The sequence below is a fragment of the Actinoplanes sp. NPDC051388 genome (assembly GCF_055586225.1).
Genome location: NZ_JBVJIP010000012.1, coordinates 262,156 through 288,308, shown reverse-complemented (window position 1 = coordinate 288,308; position 26,153 = coordinate 262,156). Strand labels below are relative to the sequence as shown.

General features: G+C 70.7%; 26 protein-coding genes. 12 read left to right on the top strand and 14 right to left on the bottom strand.

What is annotated here, in order from left to right:
• Positions 1–129: 129 nt before the first annotated feature.
• Positions 130–528 carry a DUF5130 family protein gene (locus ACZ6TI_RS29195; protein WP_465348407.1) on the bottom strand — a complete coding sequence of 133 codons (399 nt, stop codon included), beginning with the start codon at positions 526–528 and terminating at the stop codon, positions 130–132.
• 112 nt (positions 529–640) lie between these two features.
• Positions 641–943 carry an aa3-type cytochrome oxidase subunit CtaJ gene (gene ctaJ / locus ACZ6TI_RS29190; protein WP_465348367.1) on the bottom strand — a complete coding sequence of 101 codons (303 nt, stop codon included), beginning with the start codon at positions 941–943 and terminating at the stop codon, positions 641–643.
• 191 nt (positions 944–1,134) lie between these two features.
• Here ctaJ and ACZ6TI_RS29185 point away from each other — a divergent pair, with 191 nt between their 5' ends.
• Entirely contained in the window at positions 1,135–1,623 is a 489-nt protein-coding gene (locus tag ACZ6TI_RS29185; protein WP_465348366.1) for a hypothetical protein, read from the top strand.
• Between the two features lie 7 nt (positions 1,624–1,630).
• Complete coding sequence (locus ACZ6TI_RS29180) at positions 1,631–2,458, top strand: class F sortase (RefSeq protein ID WP_465348365.1); 828 nt, start codon at positions 1,631–1,633, stop codon at positions 2,456–2,458.
• Positions 2,459–2,462: 4 nt separating this feature from the next.
• Here the strand turns inward: ACZ6TI_RS29180 and ACZ6TI_RS29175 are convergent, their stop codons facing one another.
• Positions 2,463–3,008, bottom strand: a complete 546-nt coding sequence (locus ACZ6TI_RS29175) for an HNH endonuclease (RefSeq protein WP_465348364.1) — start codon at positions 3,006–3,008, stop codon at positions 2,463–2,465.
• 180 nt (positions 3,009–3,188) lie between these two features.
• Here ACZ6TI_RS29175 and ACZ6TI_RS29170 point away from each other — a divergent pair, with 180 nt between their 5' ends.
• The 4 genes from ACZ6TI_RS29170 (at position 3,189) to ACZ6TI_RS29155 (ending at position 7,478) form a co-directional block, all read left to right on the top strand.
• Positions 3,189–4,241, top strand: a complete 1,053-nt coding sequence (locus ACZ6TI_RS29170) for a mechanosensitive ion channel family protein (protein WP_465348363.1) — start codon at positions 3,189–3,191, stop codon at positions 4,239–4,241.
• Between the two features lie 212 nt (positions 4,242–4,453).
• The gene (locus ACZ6TI_RS29165) at positions 4,454–5,725 is read left to right on the top strand and encodes an MFS transporter (RefSeq protein WP_465348362.1); all 1,272 of its coding nucleotides are present in this window, start codon (positions 4,454–4,456) and stop codon (positions 5,723–5,725) included.
• Positions 5,722–6,150: a globin gene (locus tag ACZ6TI_RS29160; RefSeq protein ID WP_465348361.1), complete on the top strand. Its 429-nt coding sequence runs from the start codon at positions 5,722–5,724 to the stop codon at positions 6,148–6,150. Before ACZ6TI_RS29165 ends, ACZ6TI_RS29160 begins: the two co-directional genes overlap by 4 nt.
• A 65-nt stretch (positions 6,151–6,215) precedes the next feature.
• On the top strand, positions 6,216–7,478 hold the full coding sequence (locus ACZ6TI_RS29155; RefSeq protein ID WP_465348360.1) for a delta-60 repeat domain-containing protein: 1,263 nt from the start codon (positions 6,216–6,218) through the stop codon (positions 7,476–7,478).
• A 45-nt stretch (positions 7,479–7,523) separates the two neighbouring features.
• Here the strand turns inward: ACZ6TI_RS29155 and ACZ6TI_RS29150 are convergent, their stop codons facing one another.
• The 5 genes from ACZ6TI_RS29150 to ACZ6TI_RS29130 form a co-directional block, all read right to left on the bottom strand.
• Positions 7,524–8,105, bottom strand: coding sequence for a type III secretion system chaperone family protein (locus tag ACZ6TI_RS29150; protein ID WP_465348359.1), 582 nt, complete (start codon positions 8,103–8,105; stop codon positions 7,524–7,526).
• A gap of 130 nt (positions 8,106–8,235) precedes the next feature.
• Entirely contained in the window at positions 8,236–8,892 is a 657-nt protein-coding gene (locus ACZ6TI_RS29145; protein WP_465348358.1) for a DUF8185 domain-containing protein, read from the bottom strand.
• Positions 8,889–9,275: an acyl-CoA thioesterase gene (locus tag ACZ6TI_RS29140; protein WP_465348357.1), complete on the bottom strand. Its 387-nt coding sequence runs from the start codon at positions 9,273–9,275 to the stop codon at positions 8,889–8,891. Before ACZ6TI_RS29140 ends, ACZ6TI_RS29145 begins: the two co-directional genes overlap by 4 nt.
• 36 nt (positions 9,276–9,311) lie before the next feature.
• Complete coding sequence (gene ettA / locus ACZ6TI_RS29135; RefSeq protein ID WP_465348356.1) at positions 9,312–10,988, bottom strand: energy-dependent translational throttle protein EttA; 1,677 nt, start codon at positions 10,986–10,988, stop codon at positions 9,312–9,314.
• A 109-nt stretch (positions 10,989–11,097) separates the two neighbouring features.
• Entirely contained in the window at positions 11,098–11,619 is a 522-nt protein-coding gene (locus tag ACZ6TI_RS29130) for a hypothetical protein (RefSeq protein ID WP_465348355.1), read from the bottom strand.
• Between the two features lie 104 nt (positions 11,620–11,723).
• Here ACZ6TI_RS29130 and ACZ6TI_RS29125 point away from each other — a divergent pair, with 104 nt between their 5' ends.
• Entirely contained in the window at positions 11,724–13,106 is a 1,383-nt protein-coding gene (locus ACZ6TI_RS29125; RefSeq protein ID WP_465348354.1) for an alpha,alpha-trehalose-phosphate synthase (UDP-forming), read from the top strand.
• An 18-nt stretch (positions 13,107–13,124) separates the two neighbouring features.
• Here the strand turns inward: ACZ6TI_RS29125 and ACZ6TI_RS29120 are convergent, their stop codons facing one another.
• Genes ACZ6TI_RS29120 through cobC form a run of 4 tightly spaced genes read right to left on the bottom strand, consistent with a single transcriptional unit; the run spans position 13,125 to position 16,882 of the window.
• On the bottom strand, positions 13,125–13,499 hold the full coding sequence (locus tag ACZ6TI_RS29120; protein WP_465348353.1) for a VOC family protein: 375 nt from the start codon (positions 13,497–13,499) through the stop codon (positions 13,125–13,127).
• 28 nt (positions 13,500–13,527) lie between these two features.
• On the bottom strand, positions 13,528–14,715 hold the full coding sequence (gene cobA, locus ACZ6TI_RS29115) for a uroporphyrinogen-III C-methyltransferase (protein ID WP_465348352.1): 1,188 nt from the start codon (positions 14,713–14,715) through the stop codon (positions 13,528–13,530).
• A complete protein-coding gene (cobT, locus tag ACZ6TI_RS29110; RefSeq protein WP_465348351.1) occupies positions 14,712–15,764 on the bottom strand; it encodes a nicotinate-nucleotide--dimethylbenzimidazole phosphoribosyltransferase in 1,053 nt (350 codons plus the stop codon). Before cobT ends, cobA begins: the two co-directional genes overlap by 4 nt.
• On the bottom strand, positions 15,761–16,882 hold the full coding sequence (cobC, locus tag ACZ6TI_RS29105) for an Rv2231c family pyridoxal phosphate-dependent protein CobC (protein ID WP_465348350.1): 1,122 nt from the start codon (positions 16,880–16,882) through the stop codon (positions 15,761–15,763). Before cobC ends, cobT begins: the two co-directional genes overlap by 4 nt.
• 11 nt (positions 16,883–16,893) lie before the next feature.
• Here cobC and ACZ6TI_RS29100 point away from each other — a divergent pair, with 11 nt between their 5' ends.
• Complete coding sequence (locus tag ACZ6TI_RS29100) at positions 16,894–19,041, top strand: transglycosylase domain-containing protein (RefSeq protein WP_465348349.1); 2,148 nt, start codon at positions 16,894–16,896, stop codon at positions 19,039–19,041.
• Here ACZ6TI_RS29100 and ACZ6TI_RS29095 read toward each other — a convergent pair.
• Positions 19,010–19,654 (bottom strand): TIGR03086 family metal-binding protein, encoded by a 645-nt coding sequence (locus tag ACZ6TI_RS29095; protein ID WP_465348348.1) that lies wholly within the window; start codon positions 19,652–19,654, stop codon positions 19,010–19,012. The genes ACZ6TI_RS29100 and ACZ6TI_RS29095 overlap by 32 nt on opposite strands.
• 36 nt (positions 19,655–19,690) lie before the next feature.
• A complete protein-coding gene (locus tag ACZ6TI_RS29090) occupies positions 19,691–21,154 on the bottom strand; it encodes a cobyrinate a,c-diamide synthase (RefSeq protein ID WP_465348347.1) in 1,464 nt (487 codons plus the stop codon).
• A gap of 129 nt (positions 21,155–21,283) precedes the next feature.
• Here ACZ6TI_RS29090 and ACZ6TI_RS29085 point away from each other — a divergent pair, with 129 nt between their 5' ends.
• From ACZ6TI_RS29085 to ACZ6TI_RS29070, 4 genes are all read left to right on the top strand, one after another.
• Positions 21,284–22,174, top strand: a complete 891-nt coding sequence (locus ACZ6TI_RS29085; protein ID WP_465348346.1) for an SURF1 family cytochrome oxidase biogenesis protein — start codon at positions 21,284–21,286, stop codon at positions 22,172–22,174.
• Positions 22,175–22,407: 233 nt separating this feature from the next.
• Complete coding sequence (locus ACZ6TI_RS29080; RefSeq protein WP_465348345.1) at positions 22,408–23,001, top strand: hypothetical protein; 594 nt, start codon at positions 22,408–22,410, stop codon at positions 22,999–23,001.
• A gap of 564 nt (positions 23,002–23,565) precedes the next feature.
• Positions 23,566–25,083, top strand: a complete 1,518-nt coding sequence (locus tag ACZ6TI_RS29075) for an ATP-dependent DNA ligase (RefSeq protein WP_465348344.1) — start codon at positions 23,566–23,568, stop codon at positions 25,081–25,083.
• 19 nt (positions 25,084–25,102) lie between these two features.
• Positions 25,103–25,708, top strand: coding sequence for a DUF6928 family protein (locus ACZ6TI_RS29070; RefSeq protein WP_465348343.1), 606 nt, complete (start codon positions 25,103–25,105; stop codon positions 25,706–25,708).
• The last annotated feature ends 445 nt before the right edge of the window (positions 25,709–26,153 follow it).

Genomic DNA, 26,153 nt, shown 5'->3' with positions numbered 1-26,153 from the left:
CGAAAGTCGCATTTCGCCGCCGGTGACTTGCGGCCGAAAAAGTGCAAGGCGAAGCCGAGGGACTTTTTCGGCCGCAAGTCACCGGGTAAAAGGCGAAATGCCGGAGGAGCGAAGCGACGACCAGCCAGCTCAGTGCCGCCCAGCGTGGGTGGCCAGTTGATCCAGGCCGCTCAGCACGCCGCCGGCCAGGTCGCCGCCCGCGAAGGACGCGGCCATGGACAGCGCGGCCAGCTTGGCGTCGCGGTCGGAGATGCGCTTGCGGGCCTCGTTGCCGGTGACGATCTCCAGCAGGCGCTGGTTGGGCGACACCGCGACCAGCACCACCCGGTCGGACCGCTCGATCTGCTTGTGCAGCCGCTCGGCGTGCGCGCGCACCGGCTCTTCCAACTCGCCGATGTAGACCGAGAAGGTCAGCCCGGTCAGCTGGTCGGCCACGCGCAGCGCCTCGTCGAGCCGAAGCAGCTGACGGGTCGTGAACGGCCCGTCGAGCGCGTCGGAGGGCTCGGACTTGTGCGGGTCCTCGGTCAGCGTCGGGCCGCCGGGCCGCTCCACCGAGCTCGACGGGTGCGGGCCCTCGGAATAGCCCTCCGGACCGTCCACGCCGGTCGACGAGCGCTCCACCGCGGTCGAGGCCTGCTGGTCACCAGCGGTCACTTGCGCCTCCTGTCGGGCCGGGACGCACCGGGTTGCCGGCCGAGTCCTCGATGATGCCGGACTCGATGGCCGGCGCCTGGGTGCTCTTCCCCGGGGTGCCGGCGGCGGCCGAGCTGACGCGCTCGGGCGCGGCCAGGAACCACATCGGCGCGAAATCGTAGGGCCGGCCGGGGCGGTAACGCCGCGAGGGACGCCCGGAATCGCTGCCGGCGCGGGTCAGCGCGGTCACCACGGCGATGAACGCGAGCGGAATGAATACGAAGACCAGAACAGTGGTGAGAACTGACAACGTGAACGCCTCCAGCCGCCGGTCGCGGCGATGATCCCGATGTCAATCACGGTAGCGGAGTGCGGCTTCTGCCATGGCGTCGGGTCTCATACCGGTTACTCACGCCGTCGGGATCTACGCGGAATCGGCTCCGAGGTGCGAAAATCACCCTCACGCGCCGTTCGTGGAAGATCGTGTCCGAGGGGGAGCTCATGCGCAGATCCATCCCCGCCGTCCTTGCGGCGCTGGCTGTCGGTGTGCTCGTCCTGCTCGCCGGGCAGCCGCCCGCGCAGGCCGCGGCCGTCTTCGTGGAGACCAACCCGAGCACCGTGCGGGCCGGTGACGAGCTCGGCCTGCGGGCCAGCTGCACTGACAACCTGCAGCCCGCCACGGTGGTCGCCGACCCGTTCGGCACGGTGCAGGTCAAGCCGAGCTTCGGCTTCCTCACCGCGACCACCCGGCTGCCGGCCACCACCAAGCCGGGGGATTACGTGGTGACGCTGCGCTGCCCGGACAACCAGCAGGCGACCAGCTCGCTGCACGTGGTGGCCCGGGTCGAACCGAGCCGCGGGCCGGCCACCGGCGGCGGGGGCACCGCACCGGGCAGATCGGCGCCGATGCTGATCGGCGGCGGGGTCGGCGCGATCGCCGCCGGCCTGGTGCTCGCCCTGGTGTCCGTCCGGCGCCGGCGCCTCGGCTGAGGCCCGCGTGAGCCGACCGGTCCTGCCCAAGCCGGAGGTCCCCGGCCCGCGCATGCCCGACTCGGTGGTGCGCAAGCGGCCCGCCGAGGTGGTCGCGCCGCCGCGCCGGTTGCCCGCTCCACCGCCCGCCCCGGCCCGCCGCCCGGTGCGGCCCAGGACGCTGCAGCCCGGGACGCCGCGGCCCAGGACGCTGCCGGCGTCGCGCCCGGTGCGCGGCCGTCGCCCGTGGCCGATCGGGCTGATCGCCGCCGGGCTGGTCTTCCTCGGGTTGTTCTGCGTCGGCATGGGGCTGGGCAACGCCACCGGCTTCGACATCTCCCGGTGGTTCCGGGGGCCGGACAAGCCGCCGCCGCGCGCCTTCCCGGTGCTGGACCCGAGCCGGCCGCTGCGGCTGACCATCCCCTCGATCAAGGTGGAGGCGCCGATCCTCGACGTCGGCCTGGCCAAGGACGGGTCGGTCGCGGTGCCCCCGGTGCAGCGGCACAACGAAGCCGGATGGTTCTCCGCCGGGCCGACACCGGGGCAGTTCGGACCGGCACTGATCGTGGGGCATGCGGACACCCGCACCGGGCCGTCGATCTTCCACGATCTGGCGAAGGTGAAGCCGGGGCAGCGGATCGAGGTGTTGCGCGACGACCGGGACGTGGCGATCTTCACGATCAACTCGGTGGAGAACTTCGGCAAGGCGAAACTGCCGATCCAGCGGGTCTACGGCGACTACAGCCGGCCGTCGCTGCGCCTGGTCACCTGCGGCGGCACGTGGCTCGGCGGCGACCAGGGCTACAGCGACAACATCGTGGTGTTCGCCAGCCTGACCGGCACCAAGGAGAAGTGACGGGTCAGGCGGCCTCGGCCGTGGCCGGCGACGACGGCAGGTCGAGCCAGTCGGCCCAGCGCGGGTCGGGCGTGCGGTGACCGAGCACCCGCCAGGCCACACCGCGCGGGGCGGCCGGCGCCTGGTGCAGCCGCCAGCCGAGCTCGGCCGGCGTCTTGTCACCCTTGCTGTGGTTGCACTTCGCGCACGCCGCCACCACGTTTTCCCAGGCGTGCAGGCCGCCGCGGCTGCGCGGGAACACGTGGTCGATGGTCTCGGCGGAACCGCGGCAATAGGCGCAGCGGCCGCCGTCACGGGCGAAGATGGCACGGCGGGAGAGGCCGACGTGGGTGCGGTAGGGCACCTTCACATATCTGGTCAGACGAACCACCGAGGGCACCGGGAGGGTGTGGCGAGCGCTGTGCAGCAGGCCGTCCCCGTCGGAGACGCATTCGGCCTTGGCGGTCAGCACGAGAATGGTCGCTCGACGCACCGATACGACGCACAGCGGCTCGTAGGTAGCGTTCAACACCAACGCGGATGAGCCCACTGTGGGTCGTATGTCAGGCATCGTCGTTCACCTTTCACGTGCTGCTGTGGCGCTCCCGATGTGCTGGACGTCTCAGTTCTGGACCCCGGCGATCACCGGCATCCGTGCGCCAATAGTCCCCGATGGATGACGGAATTGCGAGCACAATCTGTGGCCGGGCGGTAAACGTCTGAGGTCAGGCCCCCGGTACGGTGGCTTTCCGTGTTACCTCTAGCCCCGACCCCAGGTCCCTCTTCGCCCGGCATCCTCGTCACGACACCCAACGTCACGGAAAGCTGCAAGGCTGACGCGTTGTGCAGCCGGGTCCTCGAACTGACCAACAACGAGTGGCTGGCCAACAGCAGCTACGTGGTCATCGTGAAGCCCTTCCGGATCCTCGTGATCATCCTGGGCGCGATGCTGGTCCGCTGGCTGCTGCACCGGGCGATCCGCCGGCTCACCACGAGCACGTCGCGGGCCTCGATGCCGGCGCTGCTCAAGCCGCTGAAGGAACGCGCGGCCGCGGCCGCCGAGGAGGGCACGTTCATCCCGGAGCGCCGGCGGCAGCGGGCCGAGGCGATCGGCTCGGTGCTCGGCAGCTTCGTGACCGCGGTGGTGTTCACGATCGCGGCACTGATGGTGATGGGCGAGTTCGGCGTCAACCTCGGCCCGCTGCTGGCCAGCGCCGGCATCGTCGGCGTGGCCCTCGGCTTCGGCGCGCAGAGCCTGGTCAAGGACTTGATAGCGGGCCTGTTCATGCTGCTCGAGGACCAATACGGCGTGGGTGACTCGGTGGACCTCGGCGACGCCTCCGGCGTGGTGGAGACGGTCGGCCTGCGGATCACCACGGTCCGCGACGCGCGCGGGGTGCTCTGGTACGTGCGCAACGGCGAGATCATCCGGGTCGGCAACAAGAGCCAGGGCTGGGCGATGGTGGTGATCGACATCCCGATCGGCTTCGTCAGCGCCGAGCACGCCATCTCGGTGCTGCGCGCCGCCTCGAAGCAGGTGGCCGACGATCCGGCGCACGCCACGGAGTTCCTCGAGCCGCCGGACGTGATCGGCGTGGAGTCGATGACCGTGGACGGCGCCACCATCCGGACCATCGCGAAGACCACCGCGGACGGTCAGATCGCGGTCAACCGCGAGCTGCGCCGGGCGCTGAGTGAAGCGTTGGAGACTTCCGGTATTTCCGAGCGGATCGCCGCCTCTCGATTAATGCCACGACCCGCCGCGCCGTACGCCTCCGGCAGCGATCAAGCCACACCGAGCTGACCTGGGGAAACGGCGAAAGGGTGATGTCGGATCTCGGCCGAATGACCGACAATAGGGCCGTACGCCCTAGCCACCGGTCGGACGATCGGGCAGAATCCCGCACAGAGCATATGCACATGCAGCTACACGTTCGCCTGGGGTGCGGACGGGTGGTCACCACGATTATCCCGACTGCGCCACCGATGGGGGGCCTGGTGTCCGACGACCGACCGGTGACTTTCCGGAACGTCTTCGGCGTGTCGGAGTATCGGTCGCTCTGGTTCGCCCTGGTGGCGTCCTGGATCGGTGACTATCTGGCCCGGGCCGCCATCACCGTGCTGGTCTATCAGCAGACCGAGTCGGTGACCCTGTCGGCGGCCGCCTTCGCGGTGAGCTATCTGCCGTGGCTGTTGTTCGGACCGGTGCTGTCGGCGTTGGCCGAGCGGCACTCGTACCGGAAAGTCATGGTTTGGTGTGATCTGATCCGCATGGCGGTCATCGCCGTGCTGGTGATTCCCGGGGTGCCGTGGCCCCTGGTGATGACGGTGCTCTTCCTCGTGACGCTGGGCGGCGTGCCGATCCAGGCGGCCCGCTCGGCGATGATGCCGCTGCTGCTCGACCGCGCCCAGCTCGCCGTCGCGATGGCGGCCAACGCCACCACGGTCCAGGCCGCGCAGGTCGGCGGCTACCTGGTCGGCGCGACGCTGGCCGCGGCGGTCCAGCCACAGCTCGCCATCGCGTTGGTGGCCGTGCTGTTCGCGGCGTCCGCGGCGCTGATCCGCAGTGGGGTGCGCGATCGCCCGCCGGCCATGGCCAAGAGCGAGCGCGCCGGCCTGCTCGCCGAATCCGGCGAGGGCTTCCGGCTGGTGTTCGGCAGCCGGGTGCTGCGCTCGATCGCACTGATGGCGTTCGCCACGGCGACGTTCGCGATCGTGCCCGAGGGCCTGGCCGCGGCCTGGGCGGCGCAGGGCGAACCCGACTCGGTGACCCGCGGCATCGATCAGGGCCTGATCATGGCGGCCGGACCGATCGGCTTCGTGATCGGCGGCCTGATCATCGGCCGGCTGGTCTCGCAGGAGATGCGGCACCGGCTGATCCGGCCCTTCGCGGTGTTCGCCCCGCTGGTGCTGGTGCCCGCGCTGTTCGCGCCGCCGGTGCCGGTGGTGGTGTTGCTCACCATGCTCTCCGGCGCCGCGCAGGGCGGGCTGGTGCCGACGCTGAACACCCAGTTCGTGCTGACCCTGCCGCACGGCTACCGAGCCCGCGCGTTCGGCGTGATGCAGCAGGGGCTGCAGGTGTGCCAGGGCGGATCGGTGCTGCTCACCGGCCTGCTCGCGGACCATTCGTCGGTGCCGCTGGTGGTCGGCCTGTGGAGCGTGGCCGGGGTCGGCGCGATGCTGCTGCTGGCCGCCCGGTGGCCGCGCGCCACCACCATCGACGCGGTGCACCAGCCGCGTCACGCCCGCCCGCGGTTCCGCGAGGCGGCTGGCAGGATGGATGGGTGACCGCACCACGAGAACTGCCGGTGACGCCGGCCAGACCGCCGAAAGAGCCCGAGGAGGCCAGCTTCTTCGTGGCCGTCGGTGGCGAGCCGATGTTCCGCCGCCTGGTCGACAGGTTCTATCAGGGCGTGGCGGAGGACCCGCTGCTCCGGCCGATGTATCCGGACGAGGATCTCGGACCGGCCCGCGACCGGCTGACCCTGTTCCTGATGCAATATTGGGGCGGGCCGAACACCTACTCGGCGTCCCGGGGGCACCCGCGGCTGCGCATGCGGCACGCGCCCTTCCAGGTGACCCCCGAGGCGCGGGATGCCTGGCTGACGCACATGCGGGAGGCGGTCGACTCGCTCGGCCTCCCCGAGCCGCACCACTCGGCCCTGTGGGAATACCTGGAGCGCGCGGCCCACTTCATGGTCAACGCCGAGTGATCGTTTCTGTTTGCGGGCGCGGCTCGTTGAGCGGGTGATCAGCACCCCGACTCTGGAGCCGCCCGATGCGCCGCCGCCTGTTCGCCGCCGCTGCCTTGCTGACCCTCGCGGGTCTCGCCGGCACCGCGCCGGCCGTCGCCGACCCCGCCCAACCCGCGGTGGTGTCCGCCAATCCGGTGGACTTCACCCCGCACGTCCTGGACGGGACCGTCTGGTCGATGACCGTGGTCGGTGACACGGTCGTGGTGGGCGGCAGCTTCACCAAGGTCACCAACAGCGCCAAGACGCAGACCTACGCGCGGCGCAACATCTTCGCGTACGGCCTGAACGACGGTGTCGTGCGCCCGTTCGCCCCGGCCGTGGACGGCGCCATCTATGCGCTCGCGCCCGGTGCCAGCGACACGGTCTATCTCGGCGGCTCCTTCAAGACCGTGGGCGGCGTCGCCCAGCGCGGCCTGGCCCGGGTGTCCCTGGCCTCGTCGGCGCGGATCACCAACTTCACCGCCCGGATCAACTGGGCGGACGTCCGCGCGCTGGCCAACGTCAACGGCCGGATCTATGCGGGTGGAACCTTCTCCGCGATCAACGGGACCGCGCGGGCCGGCCTGGCCCGGCTGAACGCGATCACCGGCGTGGTCGACCCCGGCTTCGACGCCAAGCTGACCGCGCCCGGCCTGGACCGCACCCGGGTCGAGCACTTCGACATCTCCCCCGACGGGCGGCTGCTGGTCGCGGTCGGCGCGCTGCTCAAGGCGGGCGGCGCGGACCGCACCCAGATCGCGTTGTTCGACGTGTCCGGCGCCCCGGCCAAGCTGACCGACTGGTACACCGATGCCTACAAGCCGGCGTGCATGGAGGGCTTCGACACGTACCTCCGGCAGGTGAAGTTCTCGCCGGACGGCAAGTACTTCGTGGTGGCGGCGACCGGCCGGGCATCCTCACCGACGAAGCTCTGCGACTCGGCGGCGCGGTTCGAGGTGGCCGGCGCCGGCAAGCACAACCCGACCTGGGTGCAGCGCACCGGCGGTGACTCGCTCTATGCGGTGGCGGTCACCGGCGCCGCGGTCTACGTCGGCGGGCACCAGCGCTATCTGGACAACCCCTATGGCAGCGACGCCAAGGGGCCCGGGCCGGGCGCGGTGTCGCGGGTCGGCATCGGTGCGATCAACCCGGTCACCGGCAAGGCCCTGACCTGGAACCCGACCCGCACGCGGGGGGTCGGCGTCCGCACCTTCGTGGTGACGTCGAAGGGCCTGCTGGTCGGCTCGGACACCGACCAGCTCGGCAAGGAGTACCACGGCCGAATCGGCATGTTTCCACTGAGCTGAGCTGAGCTAGCTAGCTCCGCTTCGCTCCGCGGGTGGGTGGATCTCTTACAACAAAGCGCCTTCGTCGTGTAGCCAGTCTACGAAGGACGTTGCGACTGCCGCGCCGCAGTCGAGCATCTCGACCAGGAGGGCGTCGTGCGCGCCGGAGTTCAGCGGGACCTGCAGCTCGGCATAGATGGGCAGCTGTCCGCGCTCGGTGGGATCGCCGACATATGCCTTGCAGAAGCGGCGGGTGTGGTTCCACTCGTTGACCACGCGGTAGGCCCGGTCCGCCCAGTCCGGTGGGACCGTGGCGTGCGGGCGAGCCCGCATCACGAGGATTTCGTCATCCGGCCCCTCGAGCGTGAACAGCACCGCGTGCCGCTCCCACATCGCCAGCAGGCTGCCCCCGCCGTCGGCCAGGAACCGGATGTCGAGCAGGTCGAGGGCCTTGCCGATGCGCGCGAGCGTCACCGGGGCCACCTGATCGGATTCGTCGATCGTGGACAGTTCGGCCGGAACTCCCGTGTGCCCGGGCTCGCGCTGTGTGGGGACTCCGACGCGGACGCTGCTCTGCAGCGCGACCTCGCCACCGGACTCCCGCTCGCCGCCCCCGGCTGATCCGGGACGCCATGACCACCACGGCATCGTTGTGCACCTCACTCCCCAGCAGGCCGTTCCGCCGGACGTAGCGGGGACCCGGGGCCAGACGCTACCCGTACAGATCTCGGAGGTCATCCCCCCAACTGGAGGGCGCGACCGGACGGTCGATGCGCCATCACCCTTTCGGGTGAGTAGAGATAGGCATAACGGTCAATTTATTGACGAGCTGTAGCCACGCAACTCCATATGGTGCAGAAAGTCCCACCCAGCGTCCCGAGACGCACACTCTCGCGTCCGGGCCGTCCACATCGGCCGGTCCGAGAAATCCCATCCGCGAAGTCGCCTGCACCAATCGTTGCGGAACCTCAACCGGCTTCCCGCCACTGGGTGTGACTACGAGTGCGACGTGGTCCAACAGAGCGTCACGCACCGCGCGTTGTCCGACGGCCCGGTTGAGCCCACCGGCGTTGACCTCGCGCAACGTGCCGGCGGCGGCGGACGCCAGGCGGGCGAGCTCGCCGGTCGCGACGGTTTCCACCACGGTCGCGCCGGGCGGCGGCAGCGGCCAGCGCCAGTCCGTGTCCCGGGCCGGTGGCAGATCCGGTTCCGCGCGGGCGAGCACGGCGAGCAGGTCCGCCGCGGCGACCGTCACGTCACCCGGGCCGGGGCCGTCCACCTCGCGGGTGACCAGCACCTCCCAGGGCAGGCGGGCCCACAGCGCGGTGCGCTCGCCGGCCGACCGCAGCCGCACCGGGGCGGCCCGGTCCAGCCGGACGAGCCGGGCCAGGAAAGCGCCGGCGTCACCGATGGCCGACAGCCCGTGCCCGCTCATGTCTGCACGTATGGCTTGAGGAAGTCGCGCTCGGCCTCGGACAACCGGCGCGGATAACCCTCGGCCAGGTTGTACGGCACACACACCGACTTCGCGCGGCTGGCCAGCACGTCGCCGTCGAACAGCTCGTAGGACACCGTGAAGCTGGCGGCCCGCAGGTGCGAGATCCACATCTCGATGCGCACCGGGCCCGAGTCCACCTGCCGCAGGTAGTCGATCTCGTGCCGGGCGATCACGATGCCCTCCTCGAACGAGGCGAGCCCGCCGTTGAAGAACATGGCAACGCGCGCCTCCTCGTAAAGGGTGAGGAAGCGCGCGTTGTTGACGTGGCCGTACACGTCCTTGTCGGACCAGCGCACGGCCACGTCGCGGACGAATCTCACACGCTTTTCCTCTGGGGTTTTCCGCCGCGGGTTGGCTCAGTCACGCGTCAGCTTGCGATAGGTGACCCGGTGCGGCCGGGCCGCCTCGGCGCCGAGCCGGTCGATCTTGTTCTTCTCGTACGCATCGAAGTTGCCCTCGAACCAGAACCACTTGTCCGGGTGCTCGTCGGTGCCCTCCCACGCCAGCATGTGGGTGGTGACCCGGTCCAGGAACATCCGGTCGTGGGAGATCACCACGGCGCAGCCGGGGAACTCGAGCAGCGCGTTTTCCAGGCTGGACAGGGTCTCCACGTCCAGGTCGTTGGTCGGCTCGTCGAGCAGCAGCACGTTGCCGCCGATCTTCAGCGTCATCGCCAGGTTGAGGCGGTTGCGCTCGCCACCGGACAGCACCTTGACCGGCTTCTGCTGGTCCGGGCCCTTGAAACCGAAGGCCGCCACATAGGCCCGCGAGGGCATCTCGACCTTGCCGACCATCATGTGGTCCAGGCCGTCGGAGACGACCTCCCACACCGTCTTCGAGCCGTCCAGGCCGGAGCGGCTCTGGTCGACGTAGGACAGCTTGACCGTCTCGCCGACCTGCACCGCGCCCTCGTCCGGCTGCTCCAGCCCCACGATGGTCTTGAACAGCGTGGTCTTGCCGACGCCGTTCGGGCCGATGATGCCGACGATGCCGTTGCGCGGCAGCGAGAACGACAGGTGGTCGATCAGCGTGCGGCCGTCGAAGCCCTTGACCAGGTCCTTGGACTCGATCACGGTGTTGCCCAGGCGCGGGCCCGGCGGGATCTGGATCTCCTCGAAGTCCAGCTTCCGGGTCTTCTCCGCCTCGGTCGCCATCTCGTCGTAGCGGTCCAGCCGCGCCTTCGACTTGGTCTGCCGGGCCTTGGCGTTGGACCGCACCCATTCGAGCTCCTCGGTGAGGCGCTTCTGCAGCTTCTGGTCCTTACGGCCCTGCATCTTCAGGCGGGCCGCCTTCTTGTCCAGATATGTCGAGTAGTTGCCCTCATACGGGTAGGTCCGGCCGCGGTCCAGCTCGAGAATCCAGGTGGCCACGTTGTCCAGGAAGTACCGGTCGTGGGTGATCGCGATGACCGTGCCGGCGTACTTCGCGAGGTGCTGCTCCAACCAGGACACGCTCTCCGCGTCGAGGTGGTTGGTGGGCTCGTCGAGCAGCAGCAGGTCGGGCGCCTCGAGCAGGAGCTTGCACAGCGCCACGCGGCGACGCTCGCCACCGGAGAGCTGGGTCACGTCGGCGTCCGGCGGCGGGCAGCGCAGGGCGTCCATCGCGAGCTCGAGCTGCGAGTCGACGTCCCAGGCGTTGGAGTGGTCGAGCTCCTCCTGGAGCTTGCCCATCTCCTCCATCAGCTCGTCGGTGTAGTCCGTGGCCATCTGCTCGGCGATCTTGTTGAACCGCTCCAGCTTGGCCTTGGTCTCGGCGACCGCCTCCTCGATGTTGCCGAGGACGGTCTTCGCCTCGTTGAGCGGCGGCTCCTGGGCGAGCATGCCGACGCTGAAGCCCGGCATCAGCCGCGCCTCGCCGTTGCTCACGGTGTCGACGCCCGCCATGATCTTGAGAAGGCTGGACTTACCGGCGCCGTTCGGGCCGACCACACCGATCTTGACGCCCGGCAGGAAGTTCAGCGTCACGTCGTCGAGCACGACCTTGTCGCCGTGCGCCTTGCGCGCCTTTTCCAGCGTGTAGATGAACTGGGCCACGGTGCGGCCTACCTCCGAGTCGAATGATTGCCGTGCGGATCCGCCCCATACTCCCAGGGCACCGTGGGTAGAACCCCGGCGGCCCTCCCCCGATTCCCTCCGGCGCGGCTCAGCCGTCCGCCGGCTGGGCCTCCTCGGTGCCGTCCTTGTGCTGGATCAGCAGCCGCCCGCGGTTCACCGAGAACGTGGTGCCGTCGGTCGCGGTGACGTGGTAGTCGTCCGCTCCCTCGCGCACGCCGGTGAGGAAAAGCGCTGTCTCGCCCTCGATCCAGCGATCGCCGCCGTTGTTGGCGTGATAGAAGAGATTGCCGCTGCTGTCCTGGCAGATGTAGACCACCGAGGTCTTGGTGCGCAGTCGTAGCACCTCATAGAGCGTGCCGGTGACGCCCGCGTTCTGCCCGGCGGTCTGGGTCTCGTCCCGGCACTCCGGGCCGCTCGGCGTCGGGTCCGCCGCGGCGGACGTGGTCGGCAGGATGGTCGGCGCAGCCGTGTCGCCGCCGGTGTCGCGGTCGCGCTGTGACCCGAGCAACAGTCCGATCGACATGCCGATGATCGCCAGGAACGTCGTGGCGATGACCACAGGAAAGAACAGTGGGCGCCGCTGCGGGGGAAGATCATCGGACAGGTCCACCGACCCAGGATGCCACCCGGCCGCCACGACCCGGCACGCCGAGCCTGGCTACGCACAGTAGGCTCGTCGGTGGGAACCAAGAACGACCCGGAGGTGCACCCAGCGTGGCCGAACGAAGTTCCTTTGTCGTCGTCGCCAACCGTCTGCCCGTCGATGAGGTGATCACCGACGACGGCGAGCGGCAGTGGCGGCCCAGCCCGGGCGGGCTCGTCACCGCCCTGCACCCGGTGCTCACCGAGCATCGGGGCACCTGGATCGGATGGGCCGGTGGGGACGGCGAGGCGCCCGAGCCGTTCGAGCTCGAGGGCATCCGCATCCACCCGGTGGCGTTGAGCGCCGAGGAGCTGGAGCGTTACTACGAGGGCCAGTCCAACGCGACCATCTGGCCGCTCTATCACGACGCCGTCGAGACACCTGTTTACAAGAGGCGCTGGCGCGAGGCCTATCGCATCGTGAACCAGCGGTTCGCCGCCGCGGCCGCCGAGGTGGCCGACCGGGGCGCGACCGTCTGGGTGCAGGACTACCAGCTGCAGCTGGTGCCGGCCATGCTCCGCGAGCTGCGGCCCGACCTGAAGATCGGCTTCTTCCTGCACATCCCGTTCCCGCCGATCGAGCTGTTCATGCAGATGCCCTTCCGGGCCGAGATCCTGCGCGGCCTGCTCGGCGCCGACCTGGTCGGGTTCCAGCAGCGGCTGGCCGCGCAGAATTTCGTGCGCCTGGCCCGGCACCTGCTCGGCCTGCGTTACGAGGGCCAGTCGATCCAGGTGGACGGGCGCAAGGTGAAGGCCGGCGCGTTCCCGATCAGCATCGACACCAAGGACATGGAGCGGCTGGCGGCCGATCCCAAGGTGCAGGCCCGCGCCAAGGAGATCCGGGCCGAGCTGGGCGACCCCGAGACGATCATCCTGGGCGTCGACCGGCTCGACTACACCAAGGGCATCGAGCTGCGGCTCAAGGCGTTCCGCGAGCTGCTGGCCGACGGCAAGCTCAAGGTCGGCGACGCGGTGATGGTGCAGGTGGCGACGCCGAGCCGGGAGCGTGTCGAGCACTACCAGACGCTGCGGGTCAAGGTCGAGCGCGAGGTCGGCCGGATCAACGGCGAGTTCAGCCGGGTCGGCGTGCCGGCCGTGCACTACCTGCACCAGTCGATGCCCAAGGCCGAGCTGGCCGCGCTCTACTGCGCGGCGGACATCATGATGGTGACGCCGCTGCGGGACGGCATGAACCTGGTCGCCAAGGAATATGTGGCCTGCCGGTCGGACCGCGGTGGTGCGCTGGTGCTGAGCGAGTTCGCCGGGGCGGCCACCGAGTTGCGGCAGGCGTTCCTGTGCAACCCGCACGATCCGGATGGGGTCAAGGACGCGCTGCTGCGGGCGATCGCGGCCGAGCCGGCCGACCTCAAGCGCCGGATCCGCACGATGCAACGCCACCTGCGCAGCCACGACGTGGCCGCGTGGGCGCACAGCTTCCTCGACGAGCTGAAATGACTGACTAGACAGCAGTAGCTACAAGAAGAGACAGAACGGATGACCGGCCGGGTCGAGATAGACCCGCACGTCGTCCTGCGGCTGGAAGTCGGCCATCGTGGCGCCGGCCTTCTCCGCGTGCTTCCCGGCCAGCTCCAGATCCTCGACCTGGATGTCGAGGTGCACGCTCATCTGCGGATCGCCCGGTTTCGCCGGCCAGACCGGGCGCACATAGGCGTCCTCGGTCTGAAAGGAGAGGCCGGGCCCGCCGGCGGGCGCACTCAGCTTGACCCAGCCCTGCTCGTCCTGCGCGACCGGCCAGCCCAGCAGACGCTGATAGAAGGCCGCCAACTCGTTCGCGTCCGGGGCATCGAGGACGATGCCGGACAACGTCATCTGTGGTCTGTCGTCCATTTCTCTCCGTTACCCCGTCGTGACACAATCAAGCGACGATCGCCGCTACTTCTCCGATCACCACGACCGCGGGCGGGCGGATGCCGGCTTCGGCGGCATCCGCGGCCACCGATCCGAGTGTGCTGCGCAGGCTGCGCTGAGCTTCCAGCGAGCCCTCCTGCACGATAGCGGCCGGGGTGTCCGCGCTCCGTCCGTGATGGACCAGCGCGCCGGCGATCAGAGGCAGATTCTTCAACCCCATGAGTACGACCACAGTCCCCCGCATCCGGGCCAGCGCCGCCCAGTCCACGAGGGACTCCGGGCTGTCCGGCGGCACGTGCCCGGAGACCACGGTGAACTCGTGCGCCACCCCGCGATGCGTGACCGGAATGCCGGCCAGAGCGGGCGCCGCCACCGCACTGGTCACGCCCGGGACGACGCGCACCGGCACGCCCGCCTCGGCACAGGCGATCGCCTCCTCGCCGCCGCGCCCGAACACGTACGGGTCGCCGCCCTTGAGCCGCACCACGAACTTGCCCGCCTTGGCGCGGTCGACCAGGATCCGGTTGATCTCCTCCTGGGCGGCGGACGGGCCGTACGGGATCTTGGCGGCGTCCACGAACTCGGCGTCCGGGCGCACCTCCCCGAGCAGCGGGCCGGGCACCAGCCGGTCGGCGACCACCACGTCCGCGGCGGCCAGCAGGCGGCGGCCGAGCACCGTGATCAGCTCGGGGTCACCCGGCCCCGACCCGACCAGCGCGACACCGGCCGGCATCGGCTCGGCCGGCGCTGCGGACTCGAGCGCGTTCGCCACCAGGTCGCGGACGCCCATCGCGCGGCGGCGGTCACCGCTGTCGGTCACCGCCACGGTGATCTCGCCGTGCCGGGTGACGGCCGGGGTCCAGGCGGTGGCGGCGTCGCGGTCGTCCGCGCGTACGCAAAAGATGGTGTGCTCCTCGCAGGACCGGCTGACCAGCTCGGCCGCGGCGGGATCGTCGACCGCCACCTGCACCAGCCAGGCGCCGAGCACGTCGGCCGGCTCGAACCGGCGCGGCACCCAGGTGATCCGGCCCTGGCCGGCCATCCCGTGCAGGGCCGGGGTCAGCTCGGGCGAGACCACCTCGACCAGGGCGCCCGCGGCCAGCAGCGCGGGCATCCGGCGGGTGGCCACCGCGCCGCCGCCGACGACCAGCACCCGGCGCCCGGTCAGCCGCAGCGCCAGAGGGTAGAGGTTCACTTCTCGGACACTCCGGCCGCGTCGAACGTCGCCACCTCGTGCAGCACCCGCACCGCGCTCGCCACGATCGGCAGCGCGAGCACCGCGCCGGTCCCCTCACCCAGCCGCATGCCCAGGTCTAGCAGCGGGATCAGGCCGAGGTGCACCAGGGCGACCGACGCGCCCGGCTCGGTGGACCGGTGGCCGGCGACCATCGCGGCCACCGCGTCCCCGCTCAGAGCGGCGGCGACCAGCGCACCGGACAGCGCGATCACCCCGTCGACGATCACCGGGACCCGGCGCTCGGCGGCGCCCAGGATGAAGCCGGCGAGGGCGGCGTGCTCGAGCCCGCCGACGGCGGCCAGCACGCCCAGTGGATCAGTTGCGTCGGGCTCATGACGAGCCAGGCCATCCGCCACCACGCTGATCTTGCGGGCCAGGGTCTCGTCGTCGACGCCGGTGCCGCGGCCGGTCACCGCGGCCGGATCGGCGCCGGTGAAGGCCGCGATCAGGGCCGCGGCCGGGGTCGTGTTGGCGATGCCCATGTCTCCGGTGAGCAGGCACTTCGCGCCGGCCTCGACCAGCGCGTGGGCCACCGAGATGCCGACCTCGACGGCCGAGCGGGCCTCCTCGGCGGTCATCGCGGGCTCGGCGGTGAAGTCGCGGGTGCCGCGCCGGATGTTGGCGTCCAGCAGATTCGGGCCGCCGTGCAGCGGGATCGCCACGCCGACGTCGACCACCAGCACGTCGGCGCCGTTCTGCCGGGCGAAGGCGTTGACCACCGCGCCGCCGGCCACGAAGTTCGCCACCATCTGGGCGGTGACCTCCTGCGGCCACGGGGTGACCGCGCGGCCGTGCACGCCGTGGTCGCCCGCGAACACGGCGACCGTGGCCGGCTCGGGCATCGGGGGTGGGCAGCTTCCGGCCAGGCCGGACAGGCGTACCGAAAGATCCTCGAGCGCGCCCAGCGAACCGGCCGGCTTGGTCAACCGAGCCTGATGGGCCCGCGCCGCGGCCATGGCCGCGTCGTCGGCGGGCCGGATCGCGGCGATCGTGCTCTCCAGACTCACTGCTGCTCCTTGATCACGTCCGCCAGCGTGGCGGCGAATGCTTCCGTGGTCGCAGTGTCGCGCACGGCGATTCGCAGCCAGTCGGCACCCAGCCCCGGGAAGGTGTCGCCGCGACGCACCGCCCAGCCACGTTCGCGCAGCTCGAGCCTTATCTTGTCGGCTCCGGCCAGCTTGATCGTGACGAATGCGCTGGCCGGCTCGCCGGTGATCGTGACGCCCGGCACTCTTTTCAGGGCTTCTGTCAAAACCGCGCGGTCCCGGGCCATCGCACGTGCGATCTCCCTCTCGGCCGCCACCGCCTGGTCGGAAGCGATCGCGGTCGCGGCCGCCAGCGCCGGGGTCGAGACCGGCCAGAGTGGCTGGCTGCGCCGGAGTCGCTCGATGATCCCGCTCTCGGCGAGCACGTAGCCGATGCGCAGACCGGCCAGCGCCCATGTTTTGGTGAGGCTGCGCAGAACGACGAGGCCGGACAGTTTCTCGCTGCTCAGCGACTCGGGCTCCCCTGCTGTGCCGTCGCGATAGGTCGTGTCGGCGAAGGCCTCGTCAACGACCAGGGTGCGGCCCGGCCTCGCGAGCTTGGCGATCTCTTCGGCAGGATGCAGGATCGACGTCGGATTTGTCGGATTTCCTATGACAATGAGGTCACTGTCAGCTGGGACCAGCCGCGCGTCCAGCTGGAAGCCGTCCGACTCGCTCAGCAGCACCCGCTCGACCTCATGACCCGCGTTGCGCAGCGCCGCCTCGGGCTCGGTGAACTGCGGATGCACCACGATCGGCCGGCGCGCTCCCCGGAACGCCTGCGCCAGCAGCACGAACGCCTGGGCCGCGCCCGCCGTGAGCAGCACCTCGGCCTCGTCGCGGCGGTGCCGGGCCGCGACCGCCCTCGTCGCTTCGCTTCCATCCGGGTACGCCGCAAGCCGCGTCACCGAGGCCGCGATCGGATCGGCCAGCCAGCGTGGCATCGGCCCGTGACGCACGTTGACGGCGAGGTCGATCAGATCGCCACCGACCTCGGCGTCACCGTGGTGTCCCAGGTCGAACGTCACGGGATCAGCATGCAGGATCACGATGTCACTCTCACTTCGGCTGTTTAGGGCGGATGTGAGCGCTTTTGTCATACCTTCGAAGGGTGATGACGCGCCCCCTCTCCGCAGCCGGTCGGATCGCCCCCCTCATCCGCGCGGGCCTGATCGCCGGGGTGGTGGTGGCCGGGCTCGCCTACCCGCTGACCGCGATGGCGGGCTATGGGATCAAGGCCGGGTCGGATGCGCTGCAGAGCATGCCGGAGGAGCTCTCGGTGGTGCCGTCCGCGCAGACCACTTTCGTGTACGCGAACGACGGGAAGACCCTGCTCACCACGTTCTACGAGGAGCACCGCAAGCCGACCAAGCTCGCGGACATGTCGCCGTACATCACGCAGGCGATCGTGGCCTCCGAGGACAGCCGCTTCTATGACCACAACGGCGTGGACGCCAAGGGCGTGGCGCGCGCGTTCGTGGCCAACCAGCAGGCCGGCGGCGTCTCCCAGGGCGCGTCCACGCTGACCATGCAGTACGTCCGGATGGCCCTGCGGGACGGCGCGAAGACCCCGAAGGCGGCGATCGAGGCCACCGAGCAGACCGCCGCCCGCAAGCTGCGCGAGATGCGCCTGGCCATCGAGCTCGAGAAGCGCGTGACGAAGCAGGAGATCCTGCAGCGCTACCTCAACTCGGCGTACTTCGGGCACCGCGCGTACGGGATCTATGCCGCCGCGCAGGTGTTCTTCTCGAAGTCTCCGAAGAAGCTCACGCTCACCGAATCGGCGCTGCTCGCCGGGCTGGTCAAGGCGCCGTCCGCCTACGACCCGGCGGGCGGGGACCAGAAGTCCGCCACCGACCGGCGCAACTACGTGATCGAGCAGATGCGCAAGATCGGCGTGATCACCGGGGAACAGGCCGCCACCGCCGCCAAGACGAAGATCAAGCTCCGGCTCAGCTCGCCGCCGAACGACTGCGTCTCGGTCTCCGAGGAGCACAACGACTGGGGCTTCTTCTGCGACTACTTCCGCAGCTGGTGGCTCGAGCAGCCGGCCTTCGGACCGACCCCGCAGGAACGCGAGGAGGCGCTGCGCCGCGGCGGCTACCGGGTGGTCACCACGATCGACCCGAAGATCCAGTCGTCCGCCCTGGAACACGTGCTCGACAAGGAGAAGCGCAAGAGCAAATACGCGCACGGCGAGGTGGTGATCCAGCCCGGCACCGGGCGGCTGCTGGCCATGGCGGTGAACCGGAAGTACTCGCTGGACCAGGAGGACAACGGCAAGCACACCGACCGGGCGAAGCGGAAGGAAGGGCTGAAGGGCAACTACCCGAACACCGTGAACCCGCTGCTCGGCGGCGGTGACATGGCCGGCTATCAGGCCGGATCCACGTTCAAGATCTTCACCATGCTGGCCGCGCTGGACGAGGGCCTGCCGCTGTCCACGTCCTTCAACGCGCCGCCGCGGTTCCGGACCAAATACATCACCTCGCCCGGCCCGTCCGCCTGCGGCATCCACTGGTGCCCGAAGAACTCCAGCAAGTCGATGAGCGGCCGGCAGACCATGTGGAGCGGCTTCGGCAAGTCGGTGAACACCTACTTCGTCTGGCTCGAGCAGAAGATCGGCTCGGAGAAGGCGGTCAGGATGGCGGAACGGCTGGGGCTCAGGTGGCGCACCGACATCGACCGGATGATGGCCGCGCCGGACCGCGCCGACGGCTGGGGCTCCTTCACCCTCGGGGTCAGCGACGCGACCCCGGTGGAGATGTCCAACGTCTTCGCCACACTCGCCGCCGAGGGCAAATATTGCGAGCCGCTGCCGGTGCGCTCGATCGCCCGGCCGGACGGCAAGAACGCCGGCTACAAAGGCGTCGACGTGGCCAACCCGCGCTGCCACCAGGCCCTCGACCGGGACGTGGCGCTGGCCGCGACCGACGCCGCCCGATGCGTCACCGGCTATGGCTCGGCCAAGGGCAGCTGCGGCGGCTGGGAGACCTCGCCGATGGTGCACGCCACCCTGCACCGCCCGGTGGCCGGCAAGAGCGGCACCACCGACAGCAACAAGACGGCCTGGTTCATCGGCTTCACGCCGCAACTCGCCGCCGCGGCCTTCGTCGCCGACCCGGACAACCCCGACAACGTGGTGGGCACCAGCCGCGGCACGATCTCGAAGTTCACCGTCGCGCAGACCCTCAAGGACGCGCTCAAGGGTCAGCCCAAGGCCAAGTTCACCCCGCCGCCGAAGTCGACGGTGCGGTGAAGCCCTTACGCCGCCGCCGGCCGGTGAGCTGCCAGCGCGGGTCACGGCCGGCTCGGGCCACCACCTGATCCATCAGAGTCGCCTCGTCGTCGGTCGCGACGGCCGGGCCGAACAACCCCGGCTTGCCCTCGGCCGGCCCCTGGGACAGCAGTTCGAGCAGCGTCTCCAGCACCCGCGGGTCGGTCGCGAACTCCTGACCGGTCGCCTGCGCCAGATCCCAGCTGTGCAGCACCACCTCGTTCATCGCGAACATGCCGATCTGCGTGGCCGGCATGGTCGCGCCGCCGACCGTGGCCGTGCCGGTCCAGGCCGCCGGATCCTTCCACGCCGTGGACAGCTCCTCCAGCAGCACCGGCATGCGGCTGCGCCAATGCGGCGGCAGCTCGGCGGCGGACGGCTCGGGCGCCGGCCCCGAGGTGCCGGCCGCATCCTCCGCCTTGCGCGCGCCGGCGGCGAACGCATAGGACAGGCCCATGATGTGGTGCAGCAGCGTGCCGACCGTCCAGTCGGGGCACGGGGTCGGGGCGGTCAGGTCCTCGTCGGCGACGCCGAGCAGCAGAGCTCTGAGCTGACGCACCGGCGGGTCGAAGTCCAGTGGCACGCGATCGGCCATGGTCTGCCTCCTTCCGTCAGCTGTGTTCCCCATACATTACGGATGGGATACGACATCCGCCGTGTCCGCTTCGGCGACCTGCGGCTCCGAGATCTGTGCGATCTGGCGCACGTTCAGCTCCGCCGTCTTCTCCCCGCCCAGCGGCGCGGGCAACGCGGCGGCCACCAGGCGGCGGGCGATCTCCGGGGCGCCGGCCCAGTGCAGGCCGAGCTGGGAGGCGTGCACCTGACGCCAGACGAAACCCTCCGCGTGGCCACCGGACCAGGTCCAGGCCGGCACCTCGCCGGCACGCGGGGTGACCACGGCACGGATCTGCTTGTAGCCGGTGATCCGGGCGCCCGGCGGGGCGACCACGGACGTGGAGGCGGCGGTCGCCTCGCGGTAGCCCGCCACGATCTGCTCGCCGCTGCGCGCGGAGGCGTCCAGCACCCCGCACATCGGGAGGCCGTCCAGGTCACGGGTGAGCCAGGTCAGGCCGGCGCCCTCGGCCACGATGGGCAGGCCGCGTTCGGCCAGGTCCGCCACGGCGGCACTCAGGCGGCAGTTGTTCGCCAGGTCGCCCGCGTAGGACTCCGGGAGGCCGGCGCCGATCACGAGGCCGCGTACGCCAGGCGGAAGTTGATCGTCGCGCAGCGGATCGACCACGGCGACGTCCGCGCCGGCGGCGGTCAGCAGCTCCGCCGTCTCCACATATGAATAGGCCACCCCCGGCCCGCCGGCCAGCGCGATCACCGGGCGCTGCTCGTGCGGCAGCGAGCCGCCGACCGCCTCGGCGGGCGACCAGATCGGGCCGGGCAGCGCGGGCGCCGAGGACGCCAGGCCGAGCAGCCGGTCCAGGTCCACGCCGCGGCCGACCGCCTCGCCGAGCAGCTGCATGGCCCGTCCGGCGTCACCCGTCAGGTGTGCCACCGGCACCGGCCCCTGCGCGCGGGCGGGCAGCACGTTCGGCAGGTCACCGAGCCGCAGCGCGCCGAACACCTGCATGCCGATGTCGTCGAGCGCGCTGCGCAGGAGCTGTTCGTGACGCGGCGAGGCGACCCGGTTGAGGATCACGCCGCCGAGGTGCACCATCTCGTCGAACATCCGGAAGCCGTGCACCACGGCGGCCACCGAGTGACCCATCGCGGCCACGTCGATCACCAGCACGACGGGTGCGCGGAGGGCGGCGGCGACCGCGGCCGTACCGTCGATCTCGGGTTGGCCGGTCAGGCTGTCGAACAGGCCCATCGCGCCCTCGATCACCGCGACCCGCGACCCGGCCGCGCCGTGCGCGAAGAGCGGCGCGATCCGCGCCGGGCCGACCAGCCGGGGATCGAGATTGCGGCCCGGCCGACCGGCGGCCATCCCCAGATATGCCGCATCGGTGTGATCCGGCCCGACCTTGAACCCGGCCGGCGTCATCCCCCGGGACGCATAGGCCGCCAGCAGCCCCACGGCGATCGCGGTCTTGCCGTGACCGGACGCGGGCGCGCTCACCACCACGCGCGGCAAAGCGGACACGATTGTTTCCCCCCTTCAGGCACCGCCCCCGGTGCCCCGGCCCTGTGTTGCCACGTCGGCCGGACGTTGCACCCTACCCGGAGCGCGCCCCGACGCTGTGATCTTGGGGGGCCCGGTAACCTCGGACGTGTGTACCGGTTCCTGCTGACGCCGCGCTGGCTGGCCGCCGCGGCGCTCACCGTGGCCGCCTCGGTGGTGATGGTGTTCCTCGGCAACTGGCAGCTGCACCGATACCAGGAGCGAAGCGCGATCAACGCGCGGATCGACGCGGCGGACTCGGTCGCGGCGGTGCCGCTCACCTCGATCCTCAGCAGGCCGGCCACGGCGGGCGCGGCCGGTCCGGCGCCCGGCGCCGACCTCGCCTGGACCAAGATCACAGTCACCGGCACGTACGACCCGGCGCACGAGATCCAGGCCCGGGGACGAACGGTCGGCGGGGCGGTCGGCTTCGAGATCGTGACCCCGCTGGTGCTCGCCGACGGCACCGCGGTGCTGATCGACCGAGGCTGGGTGCCACCGGCGCCGGGCGGCGCGATCGCGGCCCCGGTGGCGACCCCGCCGCCGGCCGGAGTGGTCACGGTGGTCGGGCAGATCCACCGCTCGGAGAGCCGCCCCGCTCCGCTGGAGCGCCGGGACGGCCGCATCGACACGCGCCGGATCTCCCTGCCGCGCCTGGCCCCGGAGATGCCCTACCCGCTCTACGGCGCCTACGTCCTGGACACGTCCCCAGCCGCCGGCTTCACGGCGATCCCGATCGACCACGAGGACGCGTGGCAGAACGGCGGCTACACCGTTCAGTGGTGGCTCTTCGCCCTGATGGCGCTGCTGGCGTATGGCTGGCAGGCCCGCAAGGAAGCCCACGGCGACGCCCCTAAACCGCGCCGCGACCGCTTGGACGACAGCGACCGCTTGGACGACACCGACCGCTTGGACGACACCGACCGCGCCGGGACCACCGGCGGGGGTGGCCGTCCGGAGACGCCGGCGCCCGCGGTTCCAGCCGCGCGGCGGCCGGAGTAACGCTGTTCCCCGGCTGGACCCTGTTCGAAGTCGCTCACCGGCCCGCCACCGGGCCAGCCCCAACCAACCCGGCCCGTCCACGCTCGCCCTCCTGTTCGGAGCCGCCTGCAGGCCCACCGCCAGGTCAGCCCAAAGGACGTCCTCCTGTCCGGAGTCGCATGCGGGCCCGCTGACGGGTCAGTCGGGAGTGACTCGGGTCAACGTGGCTGGGCACGCCGCGTTATGGTGCGAAAGTGACCTCCACACCGAGCGATCCCTGGGGCGTGCCCGACAAGCCGGCCGGCCCGGTGCCTCCGGGTGGAGCCGCACCGGATCCTTTCCCGCACACGCCGTTCCCACCAGGGCCGGCGCCCGCGCCGAGCCCCTACCCACCCCCGACGCCGCACGTCGGGCCCGCGCCAAATCCCTTCCCGAACACCCAGTTCCCGCCCGACCCCTACGTGCCGACGTCCGGCTCCGGCCTGGTCGCCGCCGGCGGTCCGGTGATCGTGCAGGTGGGCGAGATCGGCGTCACCTCGTCGGTGATCCACACCCCCGCGGGTGACATCCCGCTGGCCGGCTCGACCTGGCAGGTCAGTGACTACTGGCACCACGAGCAGCGCATCCCCCAGTGGGCGATCGTCTGCGCGATCGTCGGCTTCTGCGTGCTGACCGTCTTCAGCCTGCTCTTCCTGCTGGTCAAGGAGACCATCTCGCGAGGCACCGTCCAGGTCGTCGTGACGAACGGCCTCCAGCAATACGTGGCTCGCATCCCGGTCACCGATCAAAATCAGGTCGCCTACTTCCACCAGCAGGTCAACTACATCCGCTCGCTCGCCGCCCTCTGACCCGCCAACGTCTGCCCGGCCGCACCCACCCGGTCGGGCGAGACCTGGCCCACCCGGTCGGGCGAGACCTGGCCCGCCCTGTCGGGCGAGACCTGGTCCGCCGCACCCGTCCGACCGCGCGTGAGCCAGATCCACGGCACCCGGGCAATCTCCCGGACCGGCCTCCACCCTGACGGGCCGACTCGACCGCGCGCTCACCCAACTCGCGGTCATAGCAGTCATAGCGGTCATAGCGGCCGAGTGGGGCAGGCGGCCGTGTCCACCGGCACGCCGGCCACGGCGGCCCGGCGGATGTGGTGCGGCCATCCGAACTTCTCCGCGTCAGCGGAAGCGGAGGAAACTCACCCCACCTCAAAGCGCCCGACACCTCATCCGGTCCGCGGCGGCGCCTTTCGGTTTGGGGGTGACCACTTACGCAGGTGGAGGCGAGCGCCAGCGAGCCGACCCTCGACGGGAGTGACGGTCTGCACCCACCACCTCGCTACGACCTGATCTTGAATTGGATCTTGAAGTTGAGTTTCCGGCGGCCGGAAAAATGTCGTAGGGGGCTGCCAGGATGAGCGCGTGTTGTTCGTTGATGTGGCGGCGACCTCGGCGGCGGTGAGTTCGACCTCGGGGCGCAAGGCCAAGATCGAGTTGCTGGCCGATGCGCTGCGCCGGCTTGATCCGGGTGAGCTGGCGGCCGGGTCGGCGTTTCTGGCGGGCGAGTTGCGGCAGCGGCAGACCGGCGTGGGTTATGCGAGCCTGCGTGATCGGCCGCCGCCCAGCGAGACGCCCACGCTGACCGTGGCCGCTGTCGATGCCGCGATCGCCGAGATCTCGGTGGTGGCCGGCGCGGGTTCGCAGGCGCGGCGGCGTGCGCTGATCGGTGCGTTGTTCGCCGCGGCGACCGCTGACGAGCAGCGGTTGCTGGTCGGGCTCTTCGGTGGCGAGTTGCGGCAGGGTGCGCAGGCCGGGCTGCTGGCCGACGCGATCGCCAAGGCCGCCGAGGTGCCGGTCACCGCGGTGCGGCGGGCGCTGCTGCTGTCCGGCGACCTCAAGCAAGTCGCGGTCACCGCACTGACCGGCGGCACCGCGGCGTTGGCCGAGATCAGCCTGCGAGTCGGCACGCCGCTGACCCCGATGCTCGCGCAGAGCGCGACCGACGTCTCGGCCGCGCTGCTGGCCACCGGCGCTCCCGCGACGGTCGACGTCAAGCTCGACGGCATCCGCATCCAGGTGCACCGTTCCGGCGACGAGGTGGCGGTCTTCACCCGCAGCCTCGACGACATCACCGCCCGGCTGCCCGCGGTCGTGGCCGCGACGCGTGCCCTGCCGGCCCGAGAGATCGTGCTCGACGGCGAGGCCATGGCGCTCGACGCGGAGGGGCGGCCGAGGCCGTTCCAGGAGACGTCGAGCCGAGCCGCCACCCGCGGCGCCCAGACCGGTTCGGCCTTGACCCCCTGGTTCTTCGACCTGCTGCACCTCGACGGCACCGATCTGCTCGACGAGCCCGGCCGGGTCCGGTGGGCGGCGCTCGCCGACGCCCTGCCGTCCGACCTGATCGTCGGTCGTCGCACGGTCGAGACCGAGGAGCAGGCGTCGGCGGCGTTCGCGGAGGCGCTGGCCGCGGGTCAGGAAGGCGTGGTGATCAAGGCGCAGGAGGCGCCCTATGACGTGGGCCGTCGCGGTTCGGCCTGGGTCAAGGTCAAACCGCGGCACACCCTCGATCTGGTGGTGCTCGGCGTCGAGTGGGGACACGGCCGGCGCAAGGGCTGGCTGTCCAACCTGCACCTGGGCGCCCGCGACCCTGAGACCGGCGGTTTCGTGATGCTGGGCAAGACGTTCAAGGGCCTGACCGACGAGTTGCTGCGCTGGCAGACCGAGCGCTTCAAGGAACTGGCCATCGAGGACAACGGCTGGGTGGTGACGGTGCGGCCGGAGCAGGTGGTGGAGATCGCCTTCGACGGCGTGCAGACCTCGCCGCGCTACCCGGGCGGTGTGGCGTTGCGGTTCGCGCGGGTGCTGCGCTACCGCGACGACAAGCCGGCCGCCGAAGCGGACACCATCGCGATGGTCAAGGCCGTCGGAAGGCCGGCCTGAGATGGGCGCAAAAGACTGGATGCTCCTGTACGCCGACAGCGAGATCCGCCCGATCCTCCAGGCTGCCCCTCCGCTGGACCGCCCGGCAACAGATCACCTGATTGAGCGGCTCCATCCCCACCGAGCCATCTCGAAAATTCCGGACGGCACGCTCTTCCGCAACACCAACCCGCCGGACCGGCACGTCTATGCGGCCTGCCTGCCCGGCCTGACCGTGATCTGCACCGGCGACGCCGGCCTGGACCGCCCCTCCGAGCTGGACCCACCGTTCCGCGCCGAGGCCCGCGGCCGCACCCTCCACCTGCACGCCATGCACAGCGTCGTCGACTGGTTCGCCTACGCGATCTGGACGCCGGACGGAACCTTGCGGCGGTCGCTGAGCCTGTCCCCAGACTCCGGCATCATGGAGAACATCGGCACACCGCTGGCTTTCGAAGCGCCGTATTGGGCCGGCGAGCATCCCGTCGAGGTCGACGATGAGCCGTATCCGTTGCCGTTCCACCCGCTGGAGATGGCGGAGGACGCGTTGAGGGCGATGTTCGGCTTCACTTGCGAGGGCATGCCTCTTCCTGACGATCCCGCCTTGGAGAAGGTCGTCCTGGCCGGTTACTTCATCGGCGACTGAGCGGAGTCCGGGGCAGCTCGTCGTGTTCGTGGCGGAGGGTGGTTGCGAGGCGGTGCGGGCCGCCGAGCCGGCGCAGCGAGACGGCACTAGGCGACGCCAAACATGGGGCGGCCGCCAACTCCGCACAACGCGAACTGAGCATGACGCCGGGCAGAGCCCGGGACAGGCCACCGAGCCCGGACTGCGCGAGCTGAACACCGCGCCGGGCAGAGCCCGCGGCAGATCACCGGACCCGCGCAGCAGCAACTGAACACATCACTAGGCGAAGCCCGCTGCAGACCGCCGGACCCGCGCAACGCGAGCTGAACACAACACTGAGCAGAGCCCGGGCCGGGCTGCCGGACCCGCGCAGCGCGAGCTGAACACAACACTGAGCAGAGCCCGGGCCAGGCCGCCGAGCCCGGGCAGCGCGAGCTCAAAAACCACCGGGCAGAGCCCGGGCCAG